The following is a 24,555-nucleotide window of genomic DNA, read 5'->3' as shown; positions in this document are numbered from 1 at the left end:
TCGCGGAAAGTCGTTTTGGGGGAATAATGTCGATCGCGTCAAGGATGTTTCGCCCTCGCGAGATGCAAAGCGGAAGGCACCATCTGTTATTTCCAGTGCTGGCCGCAGCGCTCGCCGCGGCAGTATTCTATGTCGACACCTATACAGATCTAGAAAGCGCGATTGCGGTGATCTACGTGGTGACGATGCTTCTCGCCGCCCAGGCAGTCACCCGTCTCGGGTTGCTCACGATTGCCGCGACATGCGCAGCGATGACGCTGCTGTCTTATGCCGTTACCCACGGGCAGGATGGCGATCTGCAGTCAACCATCCGTCTCATTGTCGCCCTTGCTGCGCTGGTCGTTACGACCATGCTGCTGCTGAAAACCGAGTCCGCTCGGCTGACACTGCTTTCCATCAATGATGCCCTGAAGGAGAGCGAGGCGCGGTATCGTTCCATCTTCGACCGGACCCGCGTAGCCCTGTGGGAAAGAGATTATTCGAGGCTTCATGCCAAGTTGATGAACCTGAAGCAGCAAGGTGTAGTCAATATCAAGGAATACGCGCGCGAAAAGCCGGGTTTTACAGACCATTGCATCGACCTCATCAAGGTGGTCGCATCCAATGAAGCGGCAAGAGAGCTGCTCGGACCCCAGTCCTCCGCGATAGGTGAGCTGAAGCCATCGATGATTGCGGCTAAGGAGAAATTTTTGGACGTGATGCAGGCAATCATGAACGATGATCGCATGTTCGAAGACAAGGTCGAATTGCGCACCGACAGCAACGAAGACAAGCTTGCCCTGCTGAGCATCAGCTTTCCAAAGGAACCAGCCGCCTTCAACAGGGTCATCGTGAGCATGGTCGACGTCACCCAGCGCGAACTCGCCGCGAAAGCGCTCGCGGATGCGCAGGCAGAACTGACGAGAGCGTCGAAAGCCGCCGCCGTCGGCGCCATGTCCGCCTCGCTCGCCCACGAATTGAACCAGCCGCTCGGCGCGATCATCGTCAATGCGCAGACACTGCTTCGCTGGCTTAGCCGGGAGCCCCCCGACCTTCCGGCTGCACGCCGCTCCGCCGAAAGGATGATCCGAGACAGCCAACGTGCCAGCGACATCATCCAGAATACGAGAAGCCTGCTGGCCCAATCCAAAGGCCGGGTCGAGACGATTGGGCTTGACGACCTCGTCGACGAGACGCTGATCCTCATGGAGCACGAACTTCAACGAAGCGGCACGACAGTTCGGGTCGAAAGAGAGGACACGCCTCCTTTAAGAGCTGTGAAGATCGAGCTACAGCAGGTGTTGATCAATCTCATCACCAATGCGATCCAGGCGATGGACAGCGCTGGCATTCGGGAGCGCTTCATCACTGTGCGCATAGAGCTACAGGATAGGGAGCATATCCGCGTGACCGTGCGCGACAGTGGGCCTGGCATAGCAGCGGATGCAAAGGATAAACTGTTTGCACCGTTCTTCACGACGAAGGCGGCAGGCATGGGAATGGGGCTCTCCATCTGCCGCACGACCCTTGAGGCTCGCGGCGGAAGGCTTGATGGCGGCAACCATCCGGATGGTGGAGCGGTCTTTGAAATGTCGCTGCCGATCAGACCGGAGATGGAATATGCCTGACATGCGCAAAGCCAAGGAACCTTCCGCTCCCGTGGTTTTCATCGTTGATGACGATGTGTCGATGAGAGAGGCGCTGACCGATCTGTTCCGCTCTATGAAATTCGATATCGAGGCTTTCGAGAGCACGGCCACCTTTCTGGAGAAAGCCGATCTGAGCCGGCCCGGCTGTATCCTCCTCGACGTTCGGCTGCCTGGAGTCAGCGGCCTCGATTTCCAGGTGCAGCTCGAGAGCATCGGCAGCAAGATGCCTATCGTCTTCATGACGGGCTTCGGCGACATTCCGATGAGCGTTCGGGCGATGAAGGCAGGCGCCGTCGACTTCCTCACCAAGCCGTTCAAGGAGCAGGACATTCTGGACGCCGTGTCGACCGCCATGGAACGCGACGCGCAGCGGCGTCGACAGAATGCGCAGAGCGCGGCTGTCGTCTCGCTTGCCGAAACCCTAACCCCACGCGAACGCGAGGTCATGAATGCTGTTGTCAGGGGGCTGATGAACAAGCAGATCGCCTTCGAACTCGGCATAAGCGAGGTAACGGTGAAACTGCATCGCGGCAACGTCATGCGCAAGATGGAAGTCCGATCGGTTGCCGATCTGGTGAGAAAAGCGGAAGTGCTGGGTGCACGCGAGAGGCCAACTGTATCTTAGTATGGTATCTTTCAAGCGGGCATGGGCGCATAAAGGCCGCATAGAACAACCAAAAGGCCGCTTCATTGCCCTTTGTCCCCACCATTGCCGTCGTTGACGATGACCAGGCCATCCGTGAAGCCATGGATGATCTTATCAAGAACTTCGGCTACAATAGCTGCCTATTCTCTTCTGCGGAGGAGTTTCTCGATTTCGAGCCGCGATCGGAGATCGATTGCATGCTCGTGGACGTCAAAATGCCCGGCCTAACCGGTACCGAGCTCCTGGCCGAGCTCAACCGCCAAGGAGATCGTCCCCCGATGATCTTCGTGACGTCTTACGATGATGAGCGAACGCGAAAAGCGGCGCTAAGCGGCGGTGCCTTCGCGTTCTTGCGAAAGCCGGTGGATGTCGGCGCTCTGATAGCGTGCCTGGAAGCCGTATTCGATGGAAGGCCATCAGTGTGAACGCAGACACGCTCCGTCGTCACGCCATCAACTGTTACTCCTTTTGGCCGATTATTTGATCGATATCTCGGCAAATGTGCTCCAGACAGGCAACTGCAGGCTTCGCTCCGTGCGACGCGGTGGCGCGAAGCAATTCCACATTGGACACACTGGCAAGCGGCGCAGTTGATGGGATAGGAACCAAAAACCCACATCTCGCTTTGCTAAGTGACCTTGCTCCCATTTTTTGGGCCAGCGTGAGCTGGAATTTCCGGGGTTGAAGCTCAAGTCGGCTGTGGTGACGATGAGCCGTTCATGAGCGAAATCGGCACCTCTTTGCCGATCGCACCATGTGACCGGAACTCGTTACACTCTCTATGCCAATCCTCGACGGCACCAACGGCAGAAAGAGGCTGACGACGTCAACACATTGCGTTCAAGAAGCTTAATGCGAAGCCGTGACCGGCTTCATCCAGCTTGGAGGCTCCATCTGGCTGCTCCCCAACTCCTCAAAGGCTTCCGTGGCGAAGCTCGGCACGGCGCCAGTCCAGCGCAGATCTCCATCCGAATTGGAATGGCCGCCGCCGTCGAGTTTGTAGATGCTCTCGACGATATACTGACCGTCATTATTTAGGCCCTTGACCTCGGAAATTTCGATGACGCGTCTCCGCCCGGTGCGCTTGAAGCGGGCAATCTGGACAACGATATCGACCGCGGAGGCGATCTGTGAGCGCAGGGGCCGCAGCGGCATATCGATATCCGACATCAGCGCCAGGGTTTCCAAGCGGTGGAGTGCGTCGTAGGGCGTATTGGCATGCACGGTCGAGAGGCTGCCGCTGTGGCCCGATGTCATTGCCTGGATCATATCAAGCGCTTCACCACCACGGCATTCGCCCACGATGATGCGATCCGGCCGCATCCGCAACGAAGAGCGGAACAGCTCGCGAATGCTGGCGCCGCCGCGACCGAACCTGTCTGGCTTCGTGACTTCGAGGTAGACAACGTGCTCCTTGCGGATCTGCAGCTCCGACGTATCCTCGATGACGATAACACGCTCATGATCGGCAAAGGCTTCCGAAAGGGCGTTCAACATTGTCGTCTTGCCGGTGCCTGTGCCGCCGGAAATGATGACGTTCTTCTGCAGTCCGACAGCTGCCTGCAGCAGCGACAGCGACTCCTCCGTCAGGCTTCCCTGGGTGACGAGGTCGCGAATGCTGCGATGTTCTCGCAGAAACCGGCGGATGGAGATGCAGAGCCCGGTGCGGGCGGCCGGAGGCTGGATCATCTGGACGCGTGAACCGTCCGGCAGACGAGCTTCTACGCTGGGTTCCTCCGGCGTCAGCCGCTTTCCGGAAAACTGCGCGATACTGCGGGCAGCCGATTCCAGATCCTCGCGGCTGGCGAAGCGCGTATCCGCGCGCTCGAGCTTTCCTCGCCGCTCGACAAAGATGTCCGAAGTGCCGTTTATCAGGATTTCGGAAACGCTTGGATCCTCGAGAAGGAAACGGATAGGCGCTAAGAGCCTGTCCAGCGCCCGAGTCAAAACCTGGAAGGTGGCCTGTTCGGCAGCGTCGTCGGAAACAGCTTTCATCAGAGCGGCATCCCGACAAGAACGGAACTCATGCCAAACAGCGTCACCATCATCTGGACCGCCGTCGGAAAGAATAACATCAGTGGAATGAGGACCAATGCAAGTATCAAGACGCTGCTCATCGTTTCCATTGTCTTGTCTCCGGAACGAATGGAAGGCCATACCCAATATCAAGATCAGCTTAATGCAGATCGGCAAGCAACGCCATGGGCGCGGCTTGCCGACCGGTCGATTTGACTGTGTTGTCTTTCTCTGTTCTATGGTCTTGAAATAATTGACCAATAATGGGCCAGGTGGTCATCACCGGTCCAATCCGCGTCGTTTCGCACTTTGGCAAAGAAAACTATAGTAAGTCAGCGGGTTAGCCCGAAAGAACCGCCGTCAACTGTATTTCTGACGGCAATGCCTCCAAGACAATTGGAACCCTGCCTTCCGTTTGCTTGACGGAGGGCTGGCCTTGGGCGCACTCTTGGGTCTTAATGATGTTGCTCAACAAGCGTTGGCGACCGGGGAAGAAAAGCTGAAGCAGAAAACATCATTGGAACGAGCAACCTGCTGGTTCGGATCGATAGCGTATGCTTGCTTCTTCTTCACTAAGGTCTTCGATCCGAAACAAACGAAGGAACGAGGAATACGCAGATGTTTGGAAAACTCAAGACTCTCGCAATTGCACTTCACAAGGACGAACAGGGCGACATGGCCCAGATCGTCCTGGCCGTCGCCCTGATCGTCATCCCGCTGATGCTGCTCCTGCTCGCATTCGGCAAACAGATCGGTGAATGGTTCAACGAAAAGAACACGGCTCTCTCCGACGCCGAAAGAATTCCAGAGCCCGGTCAATAAGCGGGGTCGGTGTCATGGATATGACCTACGATCTCACTCAAATGCCAGCGGCGGCGGCTCTTGCCGTCGCCTGTGCCACGACCGCGGCGGTGTTCGATCACCGCCACGGTCAGATCCCGAACGCAGTCACCTACCCCTGCCTCCTCGGCGGGTTCATGCTGGCAGCGGTCGGCGGCGGCCTCGCTGGCATAGGCCTTGCTTTTGCCGGGCTCCTTGCCTCGGGCCTGATCTTCATCGTCGCCTTCGCAGCCGGAGGCTGCGGCGGCGGTGATGTCAAGCTGATGGCAGCGCTCGGCGCTGTTCTCGGCTTCTGGCCCGCCATCGACGTGACGCTCGCATCGCTGATGATTGGCGGCGCGATTGCCGTTTTTTCGATGGCGCGACGGGTTCAATGGGACGTGCTGGCGCGAACCGTCGGATTGTTCGCCCTGCTTCTGCCCGCCGGTTTCCGCGACGCCGCCTCCGTGCTGAAGCCGCGCGAAACACATCATACCGTCCGCTTCGGCGTCGCCGCCGCTTCCGGACTTCTCTGGTGCCTGTTCATGCCTGATTTCACCCCTCTTTCACTCGTGAGGTAACGGCAATGCGCGCGGAACTCGAACGCCCCTTCTTCGACGGTGCTTTCTGGAGTTCGATCCTGCACTCGCGGACCTTCTGGATCCCCGAGGATCACGGCGCGCTTCTCGGCACCTTTGCGATCGCCATGCTGTTGCTAGCCTCGATGCTGCTGCTGCCGCGGCTTTCCGCCCGCCGTCGCCGGATATCCGAGCTTCACGGCGATACCTCCGGCAGCACGACGATGATGGATTTCGTCCTGGTCACGCCGATTTTCGTTTTCTTCATGTTCGTGGTGTTCCAATTTACGATTCTTGCGAAGAACCACCTCTTCACCCATTATGCCGCCTATGCGGCGGCGCGCAGCGCCCGCGTCTATTTCTGCCCGGCACTGCCGATCACCATCCGAAGCATAATCGACCCCAGGACATGCGATGACGACGCTGCCCCGGGCAAGGCCGACCTTGCCGCTCGCCTGGCGCTGATCCCGGCCGCACCCTACGACCAGCTGAAATGTGTCGGCACCTGCCAGCCGCCGGAAGAGGCGCTGAAGGCCCTTGCCGATGCTTCAGGCCTTTCGAAGAACTGGCGCGCGATGCGCAACCAGGCCCGTTACATGTTCGATCCGCAGAACGTCACTGTCACCGTCGATCGCGCGCCGATGGCGCTCTATGCCGCCATCAGCCGCTCTCCGCACGTGCCGGTTACCGCCAAGGTGGAAGCACGCTTCCTGCTGCTCGAATATGCCGGCTGGGTCTTTGCCCGCGGCCAGCGGAAGGACGGCCGCTACTACACGATCTCCACCGCGGAGGTGAACCTGCTATGACACCGTCCTTCATCAATCGCCTGCACCGCGATCAGCGCGGTTTCCTGTCGCCGATCATCCTCTACATGACGATCGCACTGGCGCTGATGATCGTCTGGATCCTGAACACCGGGCAGATGATCTACGACAAGCAGCGCACGCAGGATACCGCCGATGCCGCCGCACTCGTCCATGCCGATTGGGAGGCGCGCTATCTCAACATCATGGCGATGAACAATGTCGCCTCCTCGCAGGCAACCGTGGTCATGGCGACGTCGGTCGCCTACCAGCTGACGACCGCGGAACTGGCGCTGCGTTCGGCCGCCATTCTCGCAAAACTTGCCGAGTATTCCTTCACCGAAGGCTTCGGACCGGCTTCGCTTTTGCCGCCGCTTCCGCCGATGCCTCATTGCCCCGGCTGGCAAAAGGTTCCGATCGTCGGCGGCATCATCTACGGGGCTTGCCTCGCGTTCCAGGGATTCCGGGCGACCGAAGCCACCAAGGCGATTGCCTATACGGTGGCAGCGCAGGTCAAATATGATCCCTTGGGCCTGATCAACAAGTCGAGCGACATCATCGACGCGATGAATGATCTCAATGACTATCTGGTCGAGAGCTTTCCCGAGCGGGTCGGCAACGAGGCCCTGCATCTGGTGCGATTGAACAAGGCGGATCACGTCGTCTTCCATCCGCCGTGCGAGTCCTGCGGTCAGGACGGGGAAGGTGCCGGCGGCAACCTGCCGGTCGACCGGGATGGTATCAGTCCCGTCACGGCCTATACTGAAATGTGCCTTGCCATGTCCTATGGCACCCAGGGACAGGATCCGTTCCTGATGCGCGGCGAGTTTGCCAATCGGGGTTTCCCGAACGGAAAAGGCCCGTTGACCGCAGGCGGTGTCGACGGCAGCCACATCCGTGACTGGGTCAACCACGAGAGCGGCATCGACGATCAGCTGGTGGAGTTCTACATCTTCTATGAAGCCTTCGGGCCGGCCTATCTGAGCAAGGTCCCGTTCAAGGCAATTGTCGAACAATATGCCGGCGACCTCGGCTTCTGGGAAGAACTGGCGCTCGATGTCAGCTTCTGGCTGGCGGACAAGGTCTTCGGCGTCGGCTTCGGCATCACCAACCCCTTCCAGCTGCCGATCGACGTGCCGCCGCGTTATTCCGACGCGCAGACGAAGGACGAGAACGATTTCACCCGCAAGTTCGACATGATCTGGAACCAGGTCTGTGGCCCGGCTGGCGGGGCGATTTCGGTGACGGGTGCCAATCTGCCTCTCGTCTCCTTTCCGAAGCCCTACTGGCTGAAGGGGCGCACGCCCTTCAACTTCACGCCTTTCATTCCAGGCGATCAGCTCACCGAATACCAGACACTGGCGATTGTCTCGCGCGCGCCGCGCGCCCGGCTCCAGATCCGCCTGTTCAAGGACAAGACACCGTCCGCCTATGCCTTTGCGCAGAGTTGGGTCCACAACTATACAGCTTTCGACCTCTACACGCAGGATTGGCTGACATCGCTCGCGCCCACCACGCTGGCCGATGATGCCGGCGCCGTTTCCAACACGATCAAGCAGAGTCCTGCCGCCGAGAGTTTCACGGGTCTGACGCGGGTCTTCGACCAGGGAGGGGCCAATGCCTGGGCTTCTGTCAACACGCACTGAGCAAGCCGGTGCGGCCCCGGCCGGCGGGCTGCTGATGCGCCTGCATCGTGATCGGCGCGGTCTGGCTTCGATTGAATTCGTACTCGCGGCACCGGTCATCCTGCTGATCGTGATCTTCGTCATACACGCCAACAAGATTTCCACCAAGAAGGTCGCAACCATGCTGGCCATGCGCAATGCCGCCTTCGCCGAGGCGACCGGCCTCAACTGCACTTCGGATTTCTCGAATGCCTTTCCGATCCCGCCCTTGCCGGCGCTGCCCGGACGGGATGCCATGAACTGCTCGCGCACACCTTCGCATGAAGGCGGCGGCGACCCGCAACGCACCTTCGTCTGGGACGATGTGCAGAATACACTCAAGAGCGATGGTCGCGACTTCGGCGATATTGTTGGCGACCTCGCCAACGAGAAGCCGCAGCTCGTGACCGCGACGGCCGACCGCGTCTACAAGTTCAGGGATTCCGACGATCTTGATACGATCCGCAGCATCCGCTGGAAGGATGCATTCACGGTGGACGACTCGACGCTCTTTGCTTCCCACAACAACGATACCACTAGTCGCGGCTACGATCCGACACTGCGCCGGGAAATTCGAGATGTTGCCAGCGATTCCGGCGACCTGTTCGACGGCGTATTTCCGGGGGCAAAGTGACATGGGCCAGCGGTCGCGCATCTCGGTTCATCTGATCGGCGCAGCGCTGGTCATCGGGTTCGCCCTGGTGGTAGCCACACCGGGCCGCGCCGAAATCTACAAGGATATCCGGTTGACGCTGAATTCGATGCTGGCCGGCATCCTCGGAGCGCCGGAAAGGGCGCCGCGCGATCTCGTCATCAACGGCCAGCCGCTTGAATTTACGCCCTACCAGAGCGATCGCAGCATTTCCGACATCACCGACGAATGGCTGCGGGTGCTGGCCGCCAATACGCGGCCCGCCATGCCGAAAAGCAGCGACCGGGAGGAACTGACCGCCGTCATCGCCGCCAACATGCTGATCGTACCGAAGGTAAGCCGCATCCGCGACGATCTTGCCGTCGTCGTACGCTTCTTCGACGGCGACGGCGAGGCTGCGCTCGACTACCTCAGACGGCAGGATCCGAACCGTCCTTCGGCGACAGCGCCGATTCCGGGCGTATCGATCATGATCCGCCGGCCTGCCGATGCGCCGGTCACCGAGGTACTGATGAGCCGCTTCGACGATGTCGCCGCAACACTGCCGGCCTTCGCCGCGCCGGCCGAGGTCGGCAAGCTGCCGATGTCGCTGCGTCCTCCGGCGGGCGTTGAGGTGCTGAGCGATATCGGCGACCGCGACAAGGGCCATGTGTCGCGCACGGTCGTATCGAAGGGCACGCTCAGCGCCGCGCGCTGGTCCGATGCGCGCGCCGATCTTCTGGCCCGCGACGGTTTCACCATCGAAGCGCCGCCGGCGCAGCGCGGCGGCGTCACCGCGCTTTATGGCCGGCGCGGCAGTGTCGAAGCCAATGTTCTCTACACGAGCAGTAAAACCGACGGCAGGACCGTTGAGGTCATTCAAATCAGGCAACCCTTCGTCGAAGGAATAACACCATGAACTGGAAGCTCATTGCCGCTGTCATCGTCGGGCTTATTACCGGCGTTCTCCTCTACTTCTGGACCGAGAGCGTCAAGAACGAGCAGACGGCCTATGCCTTCCTGCGCCTCCAGCCCGACAAGAAGGTCACGAGAGGACAGGCGATCACGCCGGACATGCTCGCAGAACCGGTGATGCTGCCGGAAAGCTTCGGGCCGCTTGCCAAGCTCGCCGTTCCTGCCGCCAGCGCCTATCAGGAATGGCTGAAGGACAGGACTGCCGCGGCTGATATTCCCGCCGGCTCTGTGCTGCTTTTCCAGTATTTCGACGATACCGACGGGGGGCGCCTGACGACGATGATCGCGCCTGGCAAGCGGGCGCTCACCCTGCCCGTCAACGCCGCCGAGGCGGTCGGCCATTTTGTCGAGCCGGGCAGCTACGTTGATATTCTCGGGACGGTCGATGAACCGGTCGAGCCGGTGGCGCCGCCTGCCGCGACCCAGCCGGGAAGTCCCGGGCAACCACCGGCCGCACCCGGCCAGGCGCCCGCCGCAACGGCGCAGCCGGCGGGTCCGGCCCAACCGCCTTCGCCGATCGAACAGATGCTCAAGAACTATCTCACCCAATATCCGGGCGCCGACGAGAACGACATCAACGCCTATCGGAAGCAGGCGCAGGATTACAAGCTCGGCATCAGTTCGCGCACCCGCGTCGTCACCCGGACCTTCCTGCAGAACGTCAAGGTGCTCGCCGTCGGTGCGGCGACCACGCCGCAAGGCGCGGTCACCAAAGCCAATAGCAGCTATAATCACGTAACGGTCGAAGTGACGCCGTCGGAAGCCGAGATGCTGATCTTCGCGATGGGCCAGGCGAATGGTCGCCTCAACCTCGTGCTGCGCAATCCTGCGGACAACAGCGTCGAAGACCTGCCGAGCATCAACTGGACGCGCATGTGACCGTGTCGGGGAGTGAGCCATGCTGTTGAAGATTTCCTATGAGGACGGCAGCGGACGGGAGGTAATCCCGCTCTCGGCGAACGAGACCTATTTCGTCGGCGAAAGCAGCACGCTTTCGCTTCCCGCCGGCGCCGGCATCGTGCGCCTGCGCGGCAGCCACGTGTCCTCGCCGCAATTCGTGCTGCGCAAGTCCGGCCAAGGGTGGTCGGTCCAGCATCATGGGCGCAATCCGACACGGGTCGATGACCAGCCGCTCCGGGCCGGCACGCCGGTTGCGGTTTCGGCCGGCATGTCGATCTGGGTGCCGAATGTCACCATCGAACTCGTCGAGCCGGCAGCGGCGCCCGAGGCGGTCACGCAGTTTCCGGACCAGGAGCGGGTGCTGGCGCTGCAGATGGAAATACATGAGCGATTGCTAAAAGACACGCAATATGACCGGCTGGTCAAATCCTCCGATTTCGGCCGCGAGGAGACGCGCAGCCGCATCCGCGAGCGGCTCGACCTGTTCATCAAAGAGGCGCTCGACAGCGCGCCGCAGGATCTCGTCATCCTCGTCATCAAGAACGCCGTCTATCGCTGGCTGGCAAAACGCATCGCCCGCACCGGACGGCGCGACGGTGCCTCGAATGCGGCAATCCTCGCGCGCGAAGAGCAGGACAACCGCCGGCTCTTCGATGTCGGCAAGGCGCTGATCTCGGCGCTGCAATTGAAGCTGAACTTCGAATCCACCCGCGCCGATTTCGCCCAGCTCGACACGCGCTTCAGCGCCGCCTTCCAGGCCCGGCAAGCCCTCTTCAACGCCGGCGACCGCTACGAGATCGCCCATATGCACCTGCGCTCCAACATCGAGGAGCTGATGTATCGCTGGGGCACGATCTCGGAACTGATGGATCTCGACGTCATCTCCGAAATCATGGTGACGCGTTACGACGAGATCTATGTCGAAAAATTCGGCCTGCTTGAACGCTACCCCTTCGCCTTCGCCAACGAGCGGCAGCTGATGAAGGTGATCGAGCGCATTGCCGTCGATTCCAATCGCTCGATCAACGAGAGCGAGGCGATGGCGGACTTCCGCATGCCCGACGGCTCGCGCGTCAATGCCGTCATCCCGCCGCTCGCGGTCAAGGGCGCCTGCCTCACCATCCGCAAGTTCGGCGGCAAGTCGCGGCTCGACATCAGCAAGCTGGTCGCCGCAGGCGCGCTTAGCGAGCCGATGCGTGCCTTCCTCGAGGCGGCCGTGCGCGCCCGCAAGAACATCGTCGTCTCAGGCGGCACCGGCTCCGGCAAGACGACGCTCCTGAACAGCCTTTCGCAATTCATCCCGGTCGGCGAGCGCGTCGTCGCCGTCGAGGACACGTCCGAACTGCAGCTCGACGGCATTCATGTCGTCTACCTGCAATCGCGGCCGAAGACGGCGGAGAGCGAGACCAGCGTCACCATTCGCGATCTGGTGCGCAATGCGCTGCGCATGCGCCCCGACCGCATCATCGTCGGCGAGTGCCGCGGCGCCGAGGCGATCGACATGCTGCAGGCGATGAACACCGGCCATGCAGGCTCGATGACGACCGCGCATGCCAACACGCCGCAGGACATGATGACCCGCCTCGAGGTGATGGTGCTGCAGGGCCAGAGCTCGCTGCCCGTCATGGCGATCCGCCAGCAGATCGTCGCCGCCGTCGAGCTCGTCGTGCAGCTCAACCGCCTGGAAAGCGGCCGGCGGGCCGTCACCGAAATATCGGAGGTGATCGGCATCGATCCGGATACCGGCCTCGTCATCGTCGAGCCGATTTTCAATCTCGTCGGCCGCGCCGGCGGCCAGGCGGTGCATGCCTTCACCGGCTACCTGCCGAGCTTCGTAGCCGAGCTCGTCGAGTTCGGAGAAGACGGCGAGATCAAGAACCTCGATATGTTCGTTTGAGGGTGGAACCATGGACATCAGCATTCTGCAGATCCTGACGATCGCCCTCGGCGCGGTTACGGCGGGACTTCTCGTCTGGGGAGCGCCGGTGCAATGGCCGGCACCGCTCCTGCGCGCCACCGAACGTGATATTGCGCTTGCCAGCGAAGCAGCCCAGGTGTTCGGGCGCGATGCCGTGCCGCCCTATACGATGATCCTTGCCTATGCGATCACCGCGGTCGTCATCTTCGCCGTGATCTCGCTGATTTTCGGACCGATTGTCGGCATCGTCGTTGCCATTCCCGTCGCCTTCTTCCTGCCCAAGGCGACGATCCGCTATTTCCTGCAGCGCCGCTGGCTACAGATCGAATCGCAGCTTCCCTATGCCGTCGACCAGATCGTCTCGGCGGTGCGCACCGGCAAGCCGCTCGCCGTCGCCGTCAATGCGGTCGCCGATACCGGCCAGATGCCGGCCTCGCGCGAGTTCGAGCGCATCGCCCGTGAGCAGAAGCTCGGCATTGGCCTGGTCGAGGCACTCGACCGCCACGGCCGCAACGTGCCGAGCCTGCATTTCAAGATGGTCGATGCCGCGCTTGGCCTGTTTGCCCGCCAGGGCGGCGACATTTCCGAGCCGCTGACGGAAATGTCGAAATCCTTCAAGGAAATCTGGAAGCTCGACCAGAAGATCACGACCTCGTCGTCGCAGGCGCGGATGAACTTCCGCGTCGTCAATGGCGGCGCGCTGTTCATGATCCTGATGATCTTTTTCGGCCAGCCGGAGCTGATCGACAAGGTGTTCGGCAATGCCGTCGGCATCGTCATCGCGATCGTCGGCGCCATTCTCTATGCCACCGGCTTCTTCTGGATGCGCTCGATGATGAAGGTGTCGGTATGATGTCCGAAATCCCCCTCGCCCCGATCGCCATCATCCTTGCCGGCATAACGGCGGCGCTCATCGTCTGGTGGATCGGCGATCTGCTCGGCAGCATCCAGGTCGTGCGCCGCACGGCAGGCGGCGACGGGCCACCGCCGAATATCGTCGACAGCATCGGCATGCGCACGCCGGTCGAATTCGTGCTGAGGCATTTCGACTCGCTTCTTGCCGATTACGGCGCGCAGCTCGAAAAGAAGCTGATCTATGGTGGCCGGCCCTTCGGCGGTGTTACTGGCCGCGAATATATCGCCCTTCTCGTCGTCCTGAGCCTTTTCGGCTTCATCGTGCTCGGCCTGCTGTTCGGCATTGCGAGCGGCAGCGTGATCGGCGGTGTGGTCGCCGGCCTGATCCTCGGCTTCATCCCCGCCATCTATTTCTGGGTCGTCGCCGACGACAAGATGCAGGACCGCAAGGAACGCATCTCGCGCGAATTTCCCTATTTTCTCGATCTCGTCGTCATGACGCAACAGGCACAGGCGACCCTGCCGGAAAGCCTGAGGCTTTATGCCGAGGCCGCGCCCGGCACTGTCATGAGCGAGGAGATCGAGCAGACGCTGAAGGACGTGGCGCTCGGCACCGGCATGATCGAGGCGCTGCAGCGCCTGGAGGCGCGGATGACCGCCGAGGAGGTGGTGCGCGTCATCCGCGCCGTCATTCAGGGCGAGGTCGAGGGCAGCAACCGCGTCGAGCTCTTGCGCGAACATGCGCGCGACCTGCGCTTCCGACGCTGGGAAAAGGCCGATAGGGCCAGCGAAAAGCTGAAAGCCAAGATCGTGATGCCGGCGATGATGATCGTCGTGTCGATCCTTCTTCTGGTGCTGGCGCCGGCAATCGTCGAGATGATGTCGAGTGGGATGTTCTGATCATGGTCTTTTCCTTCTTTCGCGGCAACAAGCCCAGCCTTTTGCAGACCGGCCCCGGCGGCCAGAGCCGCAGCCATGTGCTCGATCGGGCCGAAATGTCGATCGGCCGGGCAGCCAATGCCGATATCGTCGTCGACGATCCGTTCCTGGCGCCCATCCATGCGCGCATCGAAAAGCAGAGCGATGGCGGCTTCATCATCCGCCGCATGGGGCTGAACCCCATCATGCTGCGCGGCGAGGCGCTGCTGCAAACCGCCTCGCTCAAGGCCGGCGACAGCTTCCGCCTCGGCAAGGATGTCGAATTCCAGTTTGTGGAGAAGGCGCCGGCCAAGGAGGCGCCGAAGAAGGAGACTGCCAAGGCAGGCGACGGCAGGCCGAAAAAGCCGCTCTTCAAGCAGCCCGCCTTCCTCGCCGGCATAGGTCTCGTCTACCTCGCCGTCGTCGGCATCGTCGCCTATGTGATCCTCTCGGGCGGCGGCAGCACGGAGAGCGGCCCGACGGCGGAGCGCATCAATGCGGAAGCCGCCCGCATCCCGACATGCATCAAGAATGCCAGGCGCATGCGCCAGGTTTCCGAACCGAGTTTCAACGGCGCCGTTGGCGGTCGAGTCGGCCGAGATGGCGATGTCACCTATGCCGCGCTTTCGCTGGCAACCGAACCTTCCGACGACGCGGCGCTGGCAAAGGCGGCCGAACCGATCGTCGAGGCCTACAAGCGCACGGCGCTCGCCGCTCTTGCCTCGGAGGATCGCGGCAACAACACGCTGGCACAGAGCCTCTATCAGCAGACCTACGATCTCGTTCCCGACGTCAACTGCTCGGCCGCGCGTTTCGCGCTGCAGCGGCGCGCCGCAACCAAGCCGCCGGCGCGGCGTTGATCGCGGGCCTACAGCAAAACTTCTGGCTTCGGCCCGCTGACACTGCGATAAATTGATTTCATCAAGGGAGGACCATGATGCAGAGGAACGCGCCGGACTTCAGCCTTGAGGGCAAGGTGACTTTGGTAACAGGTGCGAGCCGTGGGATCGGGCGGGCTTGCGCGCTTGCCTGTGCCGCGGCAGGCTCCGATATTGTTTTGGGGGTCCGCAATGTCGCAGCGTCGGCGGATCTGGTCGCCGAACTCGAGGGCGCGGGACGAAAAGTCCTCGCTGTTGAACTGGACATTCCTAACAAAGCTCATATCGCACGGGCTGTCGACGCAGCACTGACGACGTTTGGTCGGATTGACGTTCTCGTCAACAATGTCGGCGTGGCTCCAGGCAACCTTGCTGAACTTGTCGAGGAGGAGGACCTTGACGAGATCCTTGATGTCAACATCAAGGGCACCTTCCTGATGACGCAGGCGGTGGGGCGTCATATGATCAAGCGCAATGGTGGCCGCATCATCAGCATCAGCTCACAGGCCGGCACCGTGGCGCTCCGCGGCGAGGCAATCTATTGCATGAGCAAGGCGGCGATCAATCACCTCACCCGCTGCCTTGCAGCCGAATGGGCGCGCTATAATGTCACCGTCAACACCGTATCGCCGACCTTCATCCACACGGATGGCACGGCACCCTTTCTCTCCGATCCCGCCAATCGCCAGGCGACGCTCGATCACATTCCGCTTGGCCGGATCGGTGAAACCGATGATGTCGTGGGTGCCGTCGTCTTCCTGGCATCGCCGGCCGCCAGCCTGATCACCGGCGCCAACCTGCTGGTGGACGGTGGATGGTCCGTCGCCTGAGGCCGAGGCCACGGAATCTATCAAGCCTGCCGCAACGATAACACCAGGTCATAGGGTTTGCCGGGCGACGCGACGAACCCATCATGCTCGTAAAAGGCCCTGCCGTCGTCGGAGGTTGCGTGAATCAGAAGGCCGCGCAAGTTGCCGGTCGGCTACGAAAGTGGCAACGCCCAATAGTCCGGCGATAATCGGGTGCCTTCCTTCCGATCACAATGGCGCAAGGCTTCAGGTGAGTTTAGCGAGGATATCGTCGACGACACCTGCGACAGTATTTGCCGTGTCGATCGTGATTCCGGTAGGGAGATACTCCCGGGTACGATGGTAGCGGAGCACCAGTGCTCGCTCGGCGGGTTCGAAGCCAGGCTCATTCGGCCTTCCATCTAGTCTTCGGTTCAACGTCGCAACGTCGATGTCGAGCACGAATACCTTGTCAAACAGGTCCACGAATTTGTGGAAATTTCGCGAGCCGCCACAGAAGAAGGTGGCAGGATGGGTGGTGTCGGCAGCAATGGACCGGACCTTGTCAACGGGCCAGATCCAGTGCGCGTATCCCCAATCGACGCGGTCTGCGCCTTCGGGTGGTCCTGTGAGTGCCTGGCCTGTCTCGGGGTCGCCGACATAAGCCAGGACCCGATCACCATGGATGACGTGGTAGCCCCGCCGCTCCAGTTCGGTAGCAACAGACGTCTTTCCAGTGCCGGAGCCGCCTTCGATCAGATAGTTCCTGATGCCCATAGGCGTCCTTTATCATGCCTTCCAAGCGGGGGAGAAGACACTCTACCTGCGACCGCTCAGCCAACCAGCTTGACCTGATCAGGTCAGCTGTCCGTCCGCTACCCTAGTGTAGCCACGTCCGGAACGCGCCTCATTTGCAGTCATTCCGCACGGACGTTGTTCAGCGGTCCGCTGCTCCTGCCTGGCACCTGATTCCGGTTGTCGTCCTAGGGGGTTCTGACCTTTAGGATTTTTGTCGTACGCAATCCGATTTCCAGAGCATCCATGGTGGCCATCGGTGTAGGTGAGACGCGCATCGACATACGGGCCGGGCTGAAGGATTGCAGTTGATGGCGAAGCGGGCTCCCACCGTGCGACCTGCGCGGATCACATTGGTCAAACCGACAAGCGGTACCTCGGAACACCGGTCGACGGGGAAGCCAGTGTGATTTCAGGGTTCCCACTATGTCATGTTGTCTTAAGAAGCGTTAATAAGATTCCGCTGGATTGCCCGGTGTGACGGCGATGCGCGCGACCTGAATGGCCGTGTTACGGTCCATTCTTGATCCAGGGAGGATGGCGAGCCATGGAAACCGCAGAACTACGATATAATTGGGCTGACTCCGACGTCTACGAGACATTCATAGGGCGCTGGAGCGAACATCTGGCAAGCCCATTTCTCACCCGTGCCAATGTTGCTCCGGGCGGTCGTGTGCTCGATGTGGCATGTGGGACGGGTGTGTTGTCGAAAGCGCTGGCCGAGGCGGGAGCGCATGTGATCGGCGTTGACGCATCGGAGGCATACCTGGAAGGAGCCCGCCGTCGACGATCCCACCCCAATATCGCATATGAACACGGCGATGTCCGGCAACTGCGGTTCGACGCCAACTCTTTCGATGCGGCAGTTTCCACCCTCGCCCTGGACGTTATCCCGGAAATTGAACGGGTAGCTGCCGAGATGAAGCGCGTGACCCGTCCAGGCGGCGTGGTCGCGTCCGCCGTTACTCAGTTCTTTGGTGGCATGCCCTCGTTCGACCTCGTTATCAACACCGGCGCCGTGCTTGAGACCGACTTCGCAAGGCTGAGATCCATGCGGGCGGGGCGCCAGCTCTTCTGGCCTGATGGTCAGGCGACGTTGTGGCGGAAGATCGGTCTCGTTGACGTGACCGAGATTCCCATTGTCGTGGATTGCGAGTATGCGTCCTTCGCGGATTATTGGGCTACCTTCACCGACGGCCCAGGCAGCACCACAAGCACATTGATGGCACTTTCAGACGACGCCCGCGGTTCGATCGAACAGCATGTTCGTGCCGGGTATCTGGTTGGCTTGCCCGATGGACCCCGGTCATTTCCTATGATGTTTCGTATGGTGCGTGGCTTGGTACCGGCCTGACACTGGAGAGCATAACTGGGGGCCGGCGCCGGCCCGGCGCAGGCCGCTCTAAGATATTATCCCGCGGGTTGATCATCAGCTATCGTTCTCTGCAGCCAAAAGCAGCTAGGCCGCTACAGGTTGCTGCTGGCTCAGCGGCTCCGGATACGGTACAACCGCTTCTTGCTGATTTTTATCCGGCTTCTCGGCGCAAATGGCTCCCGTTTGAACGAATTCACCGAGCCGCTTCGCGCCTTCATGTCCGTCATGAAGTCCGTTCTAGCAGTGTTGCGAAGGCCGACGATGCAGAGGGCTGGCAAGGTGACATGTTTGCCCCCAAAGCTGACCTCATTGAACCGGCGTCGTCTATGCCTTGTCACTCGGGCTACCTTCGTTGCGTGAGTGAAGGGGATGCAATGCAGGCCCGTTGCGATAACAGTGCCTGCATCGATTGCGCCGGAGACCGGCACTGGTACACCGGATCAGAGGCGGGCCTCGAGGATTAGGTTGAAGGGGGTCTGCATCGCCCGGCGGAAGCGGGTGAAGCCTGCCTTGCGGAAGATGTCTTTCAGCCTTGCCTCGCCGGCCTGGGCGCCCAGCACCGTGTGGCCGCCGTCGGAGATCGCATGGGCGCAGCAGATCGTCGTCGACGCGGCGTAGTAGAGCCGAGCGACGGGCGAGATGTTATCCTCCACCCGATCGTTGGCGAATGGCTCGACCAGCATTACCGTGCCGTCCTTGGCAAGGGCCTTGGCCGCATGCGTGGCGGCTGCCACCGGATTGCCCATGTCGTGTAGGCAGTCGAAGAAGCAGATGAGGTCATAGCCCTTCCCCGGATAGTTTTCCGCCCGCGCGTTGAAGAAGGTTGCGCGGTCGGAGACGCCGGCCTCGTTCGCCACCTTGCGTGCCTCGAGCACCGACTGGTCGTGGGTGTCGAAGCCGTGGAACTTCGACGTCGGGAAGGCCTCAGCCATCAGCACTGTCGAATGGCCGTAGCCGCAGCCGACATCGGCCACCAGCACGCCGGCCTTCAGCTTCTCCACCACGCCGTCGAGCGCCGGCAGCCATTCTGGGACAAGGCTGGCGCGATAGGCGTTGCGGTAGAAGGACGCTACCCCGCAGAAGAGCCGACCGTCATGGTCACCCCAGGGGATGCCGTCGCCGGTGCGGAAGGCCTCGACCGCCTTGTTCTCGTCGGCCCACATGGAAGCCGGCGTCGCCCAGGCGTTGGGGATAAAGACGGGGCTGTCCTCGTTCGCCAGCACAAACGCCTGTTCCGGCGTCAGTTCGTAGGTACCGCTGACGGCATGGTAGGTGACGTAGCCGCCCGCTACCTGCGAGTTCAGCCATTCGCGCACATAGCGTTCGGCGCAGCGGGCGCGGGTCGCGATCTCGCGCGAGGTGAGCGGCCCGCGGCCGGCCATCTCCTTGTAGAGGCCGAGCCGGTGGCCGAGGCTGACCATGACGCCGCCATAGCCGGCGGAAAGGTCGCTGACGGCGCGACTTACGAGCGCGTCCAGCTTGGCGCTGTCGATACTCTTGGTTTGCAAGGTGTCCATGATGTTTCTCCTGGCTGAAAACCTCCGATCGAGGTGAGGGGAGGATCGCAGGCCGGGATGGCAAACGGCAGAGCGGTGCCGGCCAGAATCGGTCCGTTCGTGCCACCGGATGATGTAACGACGCTACATCCGGCGTGGCGCTTGACGGACGTCGAGTGTATCGTGGTCGGCAGTGGGGGCGAACGATGAACATGTCAGACGTGCAGAAGGACGGAGAGCCGCAGCCGCTCCATGTCAGCTTGGTCGCGTTGCCGGAGGCGGCGGTCTCGACGCTGAGCGGCATCTTCGACGTCATGAACGCCTTTGCTATCGTGCCGGCGGGCGGAGGCGTTCGCAGGACGCCACCGTTCCACGTCGAGATCGTGGGAGAGCGGCAAGGCCCACTGACGCTTGCAAGCCATGTGCCGATGATGGTGCAGCGGCCTGTCGCTGATATCGAGCGGACGGACATCGTCATCGTGCCATCGGTGGTGCTTGCCGCGGAGGGCTGGGTCAAGGGCCGCTATCCGGAGCTTGTCGTTTGGTGCCGGATGATGCACGAGAAGGGAGCACTGATCTGCTCCGCCTGTTCCGGCATATTTCTGCTTGCAGAGACCGGTGTCTTTGATGGTGCCGATGCCACCGTGCATTTCGGCTATGCTCCGGCTTTCCGGGCCGCCTATCCGCAGGTGCCGATCCATCCGGAACAGGTGCTGGTGGTTGCCGGCCAGCGCGATGAGCTTATCTCCTCCGGGGCGTCCATGACCTGGCATGACCTCGTTCTCTACCTGATCGCGCGCCACGCGGGGGCGACGGCGGCGCAGACCGTCGCCCGCTACTTCGCGCTGCAATGGCACCAGGACGGGCTTGCGCCCTACATGGTCTTTGAGGGGCGGCGCGACCACGGCGATCAGGCGATTCAAACCGTGCAGGAATGGCTTGCCGACCATTTTTCCGTCGCCAATCCTCTGGAGGAGATGGTCAAGCGGGCGGGCCTAACGGAACGGACCTTCAAGCGGCGATTCACACAGGCAACGGGCATGAGCCCAATCGCCTATGTCCAGCGCTTGAGGATAGAGGAGGCCAAACGCCGCCTGGAGCGCACAGATGCCTCCGTTGACGAGGTTAGCTGGCAGGTGGGCTACGAGGAGCCTGCATTCTTTCGACGCTTGTTCAGGAGGGTCACCGGCTTGGCTCCGGGAAACTATCGCAGCCGCTTTCAGGTGCCGACTTATGCAAAGCCGCCTTCTCGTCTGCCCCGTTAAGCGGCCAAGCTCCGGCCGACTGTCGCAACGATGATCTCGTAGAGTTCGGCTTGCGCCTGTTCGACCGTGATCTCTCCCGTCGCAGCGGCATGGGATACGGCGTCGGCTGCGCCGAGAATTGCCCAAAAGGCAGACTGCGCGATGCCCTTCGATCCCGTGAACGGGGCCAGTGCTTTGCGACATTTTCCGATGAATTCCACTTGATAGGCGCGCTTGACGGTCTCCAGTTCGCGAGAGCCGGCAAGCGCCGCCAACACGCCGGGCATCTCGCGGCCCTGGGCAAGCACGCATTCGACATAGGACGAAGCGATGACCCGTGCCGTTCCTTCCAGGGTCGGTTCGCTGGACTCAAGCGCGGCGTCGATCACCGCCGTCTGACGCGCGTCGAAATCCTGATAGAGCGCCGTCAGCAAGCCATTGCGCGTTCTGAAATGCTCATAGACTACCGGCTTGGTGACGCCTGCTTTATCCGCCATGCGCGGCAGGGTCAGTGCGTCGGTGCCTTCCTCGCGCGCGAGCCGCCACGCCACATCGAGGAGCTGGCGAAGCCGACCCTCTCGGCTCAAACGAACGCGCTTCGCGGCGGTTCGACTGTCATCTTGTGTGCTTGACATAGCTATATACCAAAAGTAACTTACTTAAAGTATATAGAAGCAACTCTTCAAACGCAACCATCCGCCGGCCCTGTTCCGGCGATCGTAGTGGCGCGCCTGCGCGCCGCAAGCAGAGGATCTGTGCCCGATGACCGATGTGACAGTACCAACTTCCATAAATCGAAAGGCATGGCTTGGCCTCATGGCCGTGCTGCCGCTTGTCCTGCTTGTCGCCATGGACGGCTCGATTCTCTACCTCGCCATGCCGCACATCACCTCCGCGCTCAGGCCAACGGCCGACCAGGCGCTATGGATTCTCGACATTTACGGGTTCGTCGTCGGTTCGCTGCTGATCGCCTTCGGCAATCTCGGCGACCGCTATGGACGGCTCAAGGTCATAATGATCGGAGCGGTGATCTTCGGCGTGGGATCGCTCGGCGCTGCGTTTTCGCAGTCGCCATTGATGCTGATAGCCGCTCGCGCCCTCATGGGGCTGGGCGGCGCGACATTGCTGCCGTCCGGGCTCGCGATTGTCAGCGCGCTGTTTCCCGATCCGCGTATGCGCGCACAAGCGATCGGCATCTTCGCCGCGACATTCGCAGCCGGATTTGCTATCGGCCCCCTGATCGGCGGCACGTTGCTTCGGCAGTTCGAGTGGGGCGTCGTCTTCCTTATCAACGTCCCCGTTTTGGTGGCCTTCCTCATCGTCGCGCCGCTTCTGCTCCGCGAGGTCCATTCGACGACTTACGGCCGGATCGACCCGGCGAGCCTTCTTCTGTCATGTGTGGGTATCCTGCTGTTCACCTGGTCGCTCAAAGCCGTCGCAGCAGAAGGCTTTACTGCGAAGCAGTCAGCGGGCGGGATCCTCGGTATCATTGCCCTCGCGCTGTTCCTAGGCCGACAGACCCGCATCGACTATCCGCTGCTCGATCTCAGCCTGTTCCGTGATCGCATCTTCTCCATTGCGATCATGACTGGGCTTTTGTCGCTCGTCGTCTGGTCCGCAGCCAGCTACCTGTCCGGCATCTATCTCCAAACGGTGCTCGGCTTCGACGTGTTCACGACCGCGCTGCTCACGCTGCCGGGGGCCATTGTGCTGACCGTCACATGCGTAGGGACTGCGCGGATCGTGGAACGGATCGGTCGCAAGGCTGCACTCGTGGCGACGCATCTGCTGATAAGTGCGGGCGTCTTTATTCTGCTGCTGACAAGCACCGAATCTGGCGTCTCGGCCTTCATCTCATCAACGATGATCGCCGGAATCGGCTACGGACTGTCGTTCAGCCTCGTTGCAGAGGTTGCGGTTTCAGCAGTTCCGGCAGAGCGAGCCGGCGCCGCCGGATCAATCGCTGAAACCAGCAACGAGTTAGGCAATGCGCTCGGCATCACCTTGCTTGGATCGCTTGCCGCCTTGAGCTTTCGCCTGCTCGGCCCCGGTGTGGCCGGAACCCTAAACGAAACGCTGGATCATGTGGGCATCGCCCCTGGAGTCGCGGCCCAGGCCAAGGAAGCATTTCTTACCGGCCTGCATATTGCAGCCGGCATTGGCGGCCTGCTGACGCTGATCGTCGGCGTGATCGCGTGGCTTTGGCTGCCGAGAAAGCTGCCGGAATAGCGATGCGCCAGCACTGTCGCGGAAATCCTGAGAGTGGCGACTGCAACCGTGCCGTTGTCTTGTGGCAGGCCCTTAATCGCAACACCCGCACACGAAACTCAGGCTCATGCGGCGGATTGTTGCGTCCGGTTTCGTCCGACCTCCTGGTGGGGCGCAAGAGCAGGCTCGCACGCGGTGGACTTGACATGCAGTAATATTACTGCATGTTGTTAATCCATGAACGACGAAGAGATCGATATTGTCTTCAAAGCGATTGCCCATCCAGAAAGGCGCCATATCCTTGCCTCCTTGTACAAAAGGTCTGGGCAGTCGCTTTTTGAGATTTGCGCGTCCTCACTCGCCGAAGCAGGGCAGCCGCTTTCGCGACAAACGATCTCTCAACACTTGGACATGCTCGAGCGCGCAGGATTGATAGAGGTCACCTGGATGGGCCGCACCAAGACACACTCAGCAAATCTCAGCCCCCTTCGCGAAGCTGTCAAAGCTGCGCTTGGAGCCTACCTCGAGGAGAAATAGAAATGCGTATCTGGATTACCAGCGTGCTTGTCGATGATCAGGAAAAAGCTCTGGAGTTCTACACAAGGATCGGCTTTCAGTTGAAGCATGACGTTCCCACCGGAGCGCACCGCTGGCTAACGCTCGTGTCAAAAGAGCAGCCGGAAGGAACAGAGTTGCTCCTGGAGCCTGGCGAACATCCTGCCGTCAAGCCGTACAAGGACGCGCTGGTTGCCGACGGTATACCCGCTGCCTCGTTCCAGGTCAGCGATCTCAACGCCGAATATGCGAGGCTCAAGGAGCTTGGTGTCATGTTCACCACTGAACCAATGGATGCAGGCACGGTGCGTATGGCTGTGTTCGACGATACATGCGGTAACCTGATCCAGCTGATAGAGATGAAGGCCCCTCAGCAGTGACCGGCGGCACCATCGATGACTTCGCCTTTCCCAGCAGGTCGATCATGCAGTCATCGTAGCACCCGCCATGGGCTACGCCGAGAACACTACGGCACGCACTCGCTCCGACGCACAAAGGCAGCGATGATCTACAAAGCAACTGGCAGCTTCAGTGCCATCCAGATCCTGCTCGGATGCACCAAGATCAAGAACACGGTCAGGCAATCCAGGCGTGGATGTCGAGGAACGCGCTGGAACTGGCGGAGCATACAGATTTGGAGAATGTGTGGCCCTGGGGCCATGCGTCTCAAAAGGAGCGGCAATGCGCCCCGATTCCGGTTGCCCACACCACCGGCTTGAGCCCCCTCAGGCTCTGTTTCGCGACCGGCCACGTTCCGAAAAGCGGCAGTTGCCGTCGTCGAAGTGCTGCACTAGAAATCTCCTAGACGTTCAAGTCTCGCGAGGGAGCCCGTTGGCACAGCATGGGAGAAATCTTCAAAGACTGG

23 protein-coding genes and 2 pseudogenes are annotated in these 24,555 nt (G+C 61.1%); 21 read left to right on the top strand and 4 right to left on the bottom strand.

Going from position 1 to position 24,555, the window contains the following annotated elements; translation table 11 throughout:
* Nucleotides 1–26: 26 nt before the first annotated feature.
* From FFR93_RS21820 to FFR93_RS21810, 3 genes are all read left to right on the top strand, one after another.
* Nucleotides 27–1,607, top strand: a complete 1,581-nt coding sequence (locus FFR93_RS21820; RefSeq protein ID WP_138394729.1) for an ATP-binding protein — start codon at nt 27–29, stop codon at nt 1,605–1,607.
* Nucleotides 1,600–2,253, top strand: coding sequence for a response regulator transcription factor (locus FFR93_RS21815; RefSeq protein WP_138394728.1), 654 nt, complete (start codon nt 1,600–1,602; stop codon nt 2,251–2,253). The genes FFR93_RS21820 and FFR93_RS21815 overlap by 8 nt, the downstream gene beginning before the upstream one ends.
* A 65-nt stretch (nt 2,254–2,318) precedes the next feature.
* Complete coding sequence (locus tag FFR93_RS21810) at nt 2,319–2,699, top strand: response regulator (protein ID WP_138394727.1); 381 nt, start codon at nt 2,319–2,321, stop codon at nt 2,697–2,699.
* Nucleotides 2,700–3,123: 424 nt separating this feature from the next.
* Here the strand turns inward: FFR93_RS21810 and FFR93_RS21805 are convergent.
* Nucleotides 3,124–4,502, bottom strand: a pseudogene (locus tag FFR93_RS21805) (ATPase, T2SS/T4P/T4SS family).
* A 406-nt stretch (nt 4,503–4,908) separates the two neighbouring features.
* Between FFR93_RS21805 and FFR93_RS21795 the strand changes: the two are divergent.
* The 12 genes from FFR93_RS21795 to FFR93_RS21740 all read left to right on the top strand — a co-directional run bounded on the left by FFR93_RS21795 (nt 4,909) and on the right by FFR93_RS21740 (nt 16,059).
* Nucleotides 4,909–5,112: a hypothetical protein gene (locus FFR93_RS21795; protein WP_064708284.1), complete on the top strand. Its 204-nt coding sequence runs from the start codon at nt 4,909–4,911 to the stop codon at nt 5,110–5,112.
* A 14-nt stretch (nt 5,113–5,126) separates the two neighbouring features.
* The gene (locus FFR93_RS21790) at nt 5,127–5,690 is read left to right on the top strand and encodes an A24 family peptidase (protein WP_064708285.1); all 564 of its coding nucleotides are present in this window, start codon (nt 5,127–5,129) and stop codon (nt 5,688–5,690) included.
* 5 nt (nt 5,691–5,695) lie between these two features.
* Nucleotides 5,696–6,493: a TadE/TadG family type IV pilus assembly protein gene (locus tag FFR93_RS21785; RefSeq protein ID WP_138394725.1), complete on the top strand. Its 798-nt coding sequence runs from the start codon at nt 5,696–5,698 to the stop codon at nt 6,491–6,493.
* Nucleotides 6,490–8,136 (top strand): Tad domain-containing protein, encoded by a 1,647-nt coding sequence (locus FFR93_RS21780; RefSeq protein ID WP_138394724.1) that lies wholly within the window; start codon nt 6,490–6,492, stop codon nt 8,134–8,136. The genes FFR93_RS21785 and FFR93_RS21780 overlap by 4 nt, the downstream gene beginning before the upstream one ends.
* A complete protein-coding gene (locus FFR93_RS21775) occupies nt 8,108–8,788 on the top strand; it encodes a pilus assembly protein (protein ID WP_138394723.1) in 681 nt (226 codons plus the stop codon). Before FFR93_RS21780 ends, FFR93_RS21775 begins: the two co-directional genes overlap by 29 nt.
* Before the next feature lies 1 nt (nt 8,789).
* Nucleotides 8,790–9,704, top strand: a complete 915-nt coding sequence (locus tag FFR93_RS21770; protein ID WP_138394722.1) for a hypothetical protein — start codon at nt 8,790–8,792, stop codon at nt 9,702–9,704.
* Nucleotides 9,701–10,639: an RcpC/CpaB family pilus assembly protein gene (locus tag FFR93_RS21765; RefSeq protein ID WP_064708290.1), complete on the top strand. Its 939-nt coding sequence runs from the start codon at nt 9,701–9,703 to the stop codon at nt 10,637–10,639. The genes FFR93_RS21770 and FFR93_RS21765 overlap by 4 nt, the downstream gene beginning before the upstream one ends.
* 19 nt (nt 10,640–10,658) lie before the next feature.
* A complete protein-coding gene (locus tag FFR93_RS21760; protein ID WP_064708291.1) occupies nt 10,659–12,557 on the top strand; it encodes an ATPase, T2SS/T4P/T4SS family in 1,899 nt (632 codons plus the stop codon).
* 10 nt (nt 12,558–12,567) lie between these two features.
* Entirely contained in the window at nt 12,568–13,431 is an 864-nt protein-coding gene (locus FFR93_RS21755) for a type II secretion system F family protein (RefSeq protein WP_138394721.1), read from the top strand.
* Nucleotides 13,428–14,333 (top strand): type II secretion system F family protein, encoded by a 906-nt coding sequence (locus tag FFR93_RS21750; protein WP_138394720.1) that lies wholly within the window; start codon nt 13,428–13,430, stop codon nt 14,331–14,333. Before FFR93_RS21755 ends, FFR93_RS21750 begins: the two co-directional genes overlap by 4 nt.
* Before the next feature lie 2 nt (nt 14,334–14,335).
* A complete protein-coding gene (locus FFR93_RS21745) occupies nt 14,336–15,211 on the top strand; it encodes an FHA domain-containing protein (protein WP_138394719.1) in 876 nt (291 codons plus the stop codon).
* Between the two features lie 77 nt (nt 15,212–15,288).
* Nucleotides 15,289–16,059, top strand: a complete 771-nt coding sequence (locus FFR93_RS21740) for a glucose 1-dehydrogenase (protein WP_138394718.1) — start codon at nt 15,289–15,291, stop codon at nt 16,057–16,059.
* A gap of 225 nt (nt 16,060–16,284) precedes the next feature.
* Here the strand turns inward: FFR93_RS21740 and FFR93_RS21735 are convergent, their stop codons facing one another.
* The gene (locus FFR93_RS21735; RefSeq protein ID WP_138394717.1) at nt 16,285–16,794 is read right to left on the bottom strand and encodes a nucleoside kinase; all 510 of its coding nucleotides are present in this window, start codon (nt 16,792–16,794) and stop codon (nt 16,285–16,287) included.
* Between the two features lie 565 nt (nt 16,795–17,359).
* Here FFR93_RS21735 and FFR93_RS21730 point away from each other — a divergent pair.
* Nucleotides 17,360–18,166 carry a class I SAM-dependent methyltransferase gene (locus FFR93_RS21730; protein WP_138394716.1) on the top strand — a complete coding sequence of 269 codons (807 nt, stop codon included), beginning with the start codon at nt 17,360–17,362 and terminating at the stop codon, nt 18,164–18,166.
* A gap of 461 nt (nt 18,167–18,627) precedes the next feature.
* Here the strand turns inward: FFR93_RS21730 and FFR93_RS21725 are convergent, their stop codons facing one another.
* Nucleotides 18,628–19,704: a class I SAM-dependent methyltransferase gene (locus tag FFR93_RS21725; RefSeq protein WP_138394715.1), complete on the bottom strand. Its 1,077-nt coding sequence runs from the start codon at nt 19,702–19,704 to the stop codon at nt 18,628–18,630.
* 191 nt (nt 19,705–19,895) lie between these two features.
* Here FFR93_RS21725 and FFR93_RS21720 point away from each other — a divergent pair, with 191 nt between their 5' ends.
* Nucleotides 19,896–20,948, top strand: coding sequence for a helix-turn-helix domain-containing protein (locus tag FFR93_RS21720; RefSeq protein WP_138394770.1), 1,053 nt, complete (start codon nt 19,896–19,898; stop codon nt 20,946–20,948).
* On the opposite strand, the gene FFR93_RS21715 is transcribed toward FFR93_RS21720, so the two are convergent.
* Nucleotides 20,945–21,562: a TetR/AcrR family transcriptional regulator gene (locus FFR93_RS21715; protein ID WP_138394714.1), complete on the bottom strand. Its 618-nt coding sequence runs from the start codon at nt 21,560–21,562 to the stop codon at nt 20,945–20,947. The two genes, FFR93_RS21720 and FFR93_RS21715, sit on opposite strands and share 4 nt — an antisense overlap.
* Nucleotides 21,563–21,689: 127 nt before the next feature.
* On the opposite strand from FFR93_RS21715, the gene FFR93_RS21710 reads away from it, so the two are divergent.
* The 4 genes and pseudogenes from FFR93_RS21710 to FFR93_RS41565 form a co-directional block, all read left to right on the top strand.
* Nucleotides 21,690–23,156 (top strand): MFS transporter, encoded by a 1,467-nt coding sequence (locus FFR93_RS21710; RefSeq protein ID WP_064712388.1) that lies wholly within the window; start codon nt 21,690–21,692, stop codon nt 23,154–23,156.
* Between the two features lie 216 nt (nt 23,157–23,372).
* Nucleotides 23,373–23,672, top strand: coding sequence for a winged helix-turn-helix domain-containing protein (locus FFR93_RS21705; RefSeq protein ID WP_064712387.1), 300 nt, complete (start codon nt 23,373–23,375; stop codon nt 23,670–23,672).
* Nucleotides 23,673–23,674: 2 nt separating this feature from the next.
* Entirely contained in the window at nt 23,675–24,070 is a 396-nt protein-coding gene (locus FFR93_RS21700) for a VOC family protein (RefSeq protein WP_138394713.1), read from the top strand.
* Between the two features lie 69 nt (nt 24,071–24,139).
* Nucleotides 24,140–24,327: pseudogene (locus FFR93_RS41565) on the top strand (integrase); the annotation flags it as partial.
* Nucleotides 24,328–24,555: the final 228 nt, after the last annotated feature.

The sequence above is a fragment of the Rhizobium sp. MHM7A genome (genome assembly GCF_005862215.1).
GTDB classification, from domain to species: Bacteria; Pseudomonadota; Alphaproteobacteria; order Rhizobiales; family Rhizobiaceae; genus Rhizobium; species Rhizobium bangladeshense.
This window is presented reverse-complemented; position numbering and strand designations above follow the sequence as displayed.

What these genes read in the sequence shown, in the direction of transcription:
- FFR93_RS21705 (WP_064712387.1), top strand. Translation starts at nt 23,373, where the DNA reads ATGAACGACGAAGAGATCGATATTGTCTTCAAAGCGATTGCCCATCCA.
- FFR93_RS21815 (WP_138394728.1), top strand. Translation starts at nt 1,600, where the DNA reads ATGCCTGACATGCGCAAAGCCAAGGAACCTTCCGCTCCCGTGGTTTTC.
- FFR93_RS21735 (WP_138394717.1), bottom strand. Translation starts at nt 16,794, where the DNA reads ATGGGCATCAGGAACTATCTGATCGAAGGCGGCTCCGGCACTGGAAAG.
- FFR93_RS21780 (WP_138394724.1), top strand. Translation starts at nt 6,490, where the DNA reads ATGACACCGTCCTTCATCAATCGCCTGCACCGCGATCAGCGCGGTTTC.
- FFR93_RS21795 (WP_064708284.1), top strand. Translation starts at nt 4,909, where the DNA reads ATGTTTGGAAAACTCAAGACTCTCGCAATTGCACTTCACAAGGACGAA.
- FFR93_RS21725 (WP_138394715.1), bottom strand. Translation starts at nt 19,704, where the DNA reads ATGGACACCTTGCAAACCAAGAGTATCGACAGCGCCAAGCTGGACGCG.
- FFR93_RS21730 (WP_138394716.1), top strand. Translation starts at nt 17,360, where the DNA reads ATGGAAACCGCAGAACTACGATATAATTGGGCTGACTCCGACGTCTAC.
- FFR93_RS21765 (WP_064708290.1), top strand. Translation starts at nt 9,701, where the DNA reads ATGAACTGGAAGCTCATTGCCGCTGTCATCGTCGGGCTTATTACCGGC.
- FFR93_RS21820 (WP_138394729.1), top strand. Translation starts at nt 27, where the DNA reads ATGTCGATCGCGTCAAGGATGTTTCGCCCTCGCGAGATGCAAAGCGGA.
- FFR93_RS21770 (WP_138394722.1), top strand. Translation starts at nt 8,790, where the DNA reads ATGGGCCAGCGGTCGCGCATCTCGGTTCATCTGATCGGCGCAGCGCTG.
- FFR93_RS21790 (WP_064708285.1), top strand. Translation starts at nt 5,127, where the DNA reads ATGGATATGACCTACGATCTCACTCAAATGCCAGCGGCGGCGGCTCTT.
- FFR93_RS21715 (WP_138394714.1), bottom strand. Translation starts at nt 21,562, where the DNA reads ATGTCAAGCACACAAGATGACAGTCGAACCGCCGCGAAGCGCGTTCGT.
- FFR93_RS21775 (WP_138394723.1), top strand. Translation starts at nt 8,108, where the DNA reads ATGCCTGGGCTTCTGTCAACACGCACTGAGCAAGCCGGTGCGGCCCCG.
- FFR93_RS21750 (WP_138394720.1), top strand. Translation starts at nt 13,428, where the DNA reads ATGATGTCCGAAATCCCCCTCGCCCCGATCGCCATCATCCTTGCCGGC.
- FFR93_RS21700 (WP_138394713.1), top strand. Translation starts at nt 23,675, where the DNA reads ATGCGTATCTGGATTACCAGCGTGCTTGTCGATGATCAGGAAAAAGCT.
- FFR93_RS21755 (WP_138394721.1), top strand. Translation starts at nt 12,568, where the DNA reads ATGGACATCAGCATTCTGCAGATCCTGACGATCGCCCTCGGCGCGGTT.
- FFR93_RS21720 (WP_138394770.1), top strand. Translation starts at nt 19,896, where the DNA reads ATGTCAGACGTGCAGAAGGACGGAGAGCCGCAGCCGCTCCATGTCAGC.
- FFR93_RS21785 (WP_138394725.1), top strand. Translation starts at nt 5,696, where the DNA reads ATGCGCGCGGAACTCGAACGCCCCTTCTTCGACGGTGCTTTCTGGAGT.
- FFR93_RS21745 (WP_138394719.1), top strand. Translation starts at nt 14,336, where the DNA reads ATGGTCTTTTCCTTCTTTCGCGGCAACAAGCCCAGCCTTTTGCAGACC.
- FFR93_RS21710 (WP_064712388.1), top strand. Translation starts at nt 21,690, where the DNA reads ATGACCGATGTGACAGTACCAACTTCCATAAATCGAAAGGCATGGCTT.
- FFR93_RS21740 (WP_138394718.1), top strand. Translation starts at nt 15,289, where the DNA reads ATGCAGAGGAACGCGCCGGACTTCAGCCTTGAGGGCAAGGTGACTTTG.
- FFR93_RS21760 (WP_064708291.1), top strand. Translation starts at nt 10,659, where the DNA reads ATGCTGTTGAAGATTTCCTATGAGGACGGCAGCGGACGGGAGGTAATC.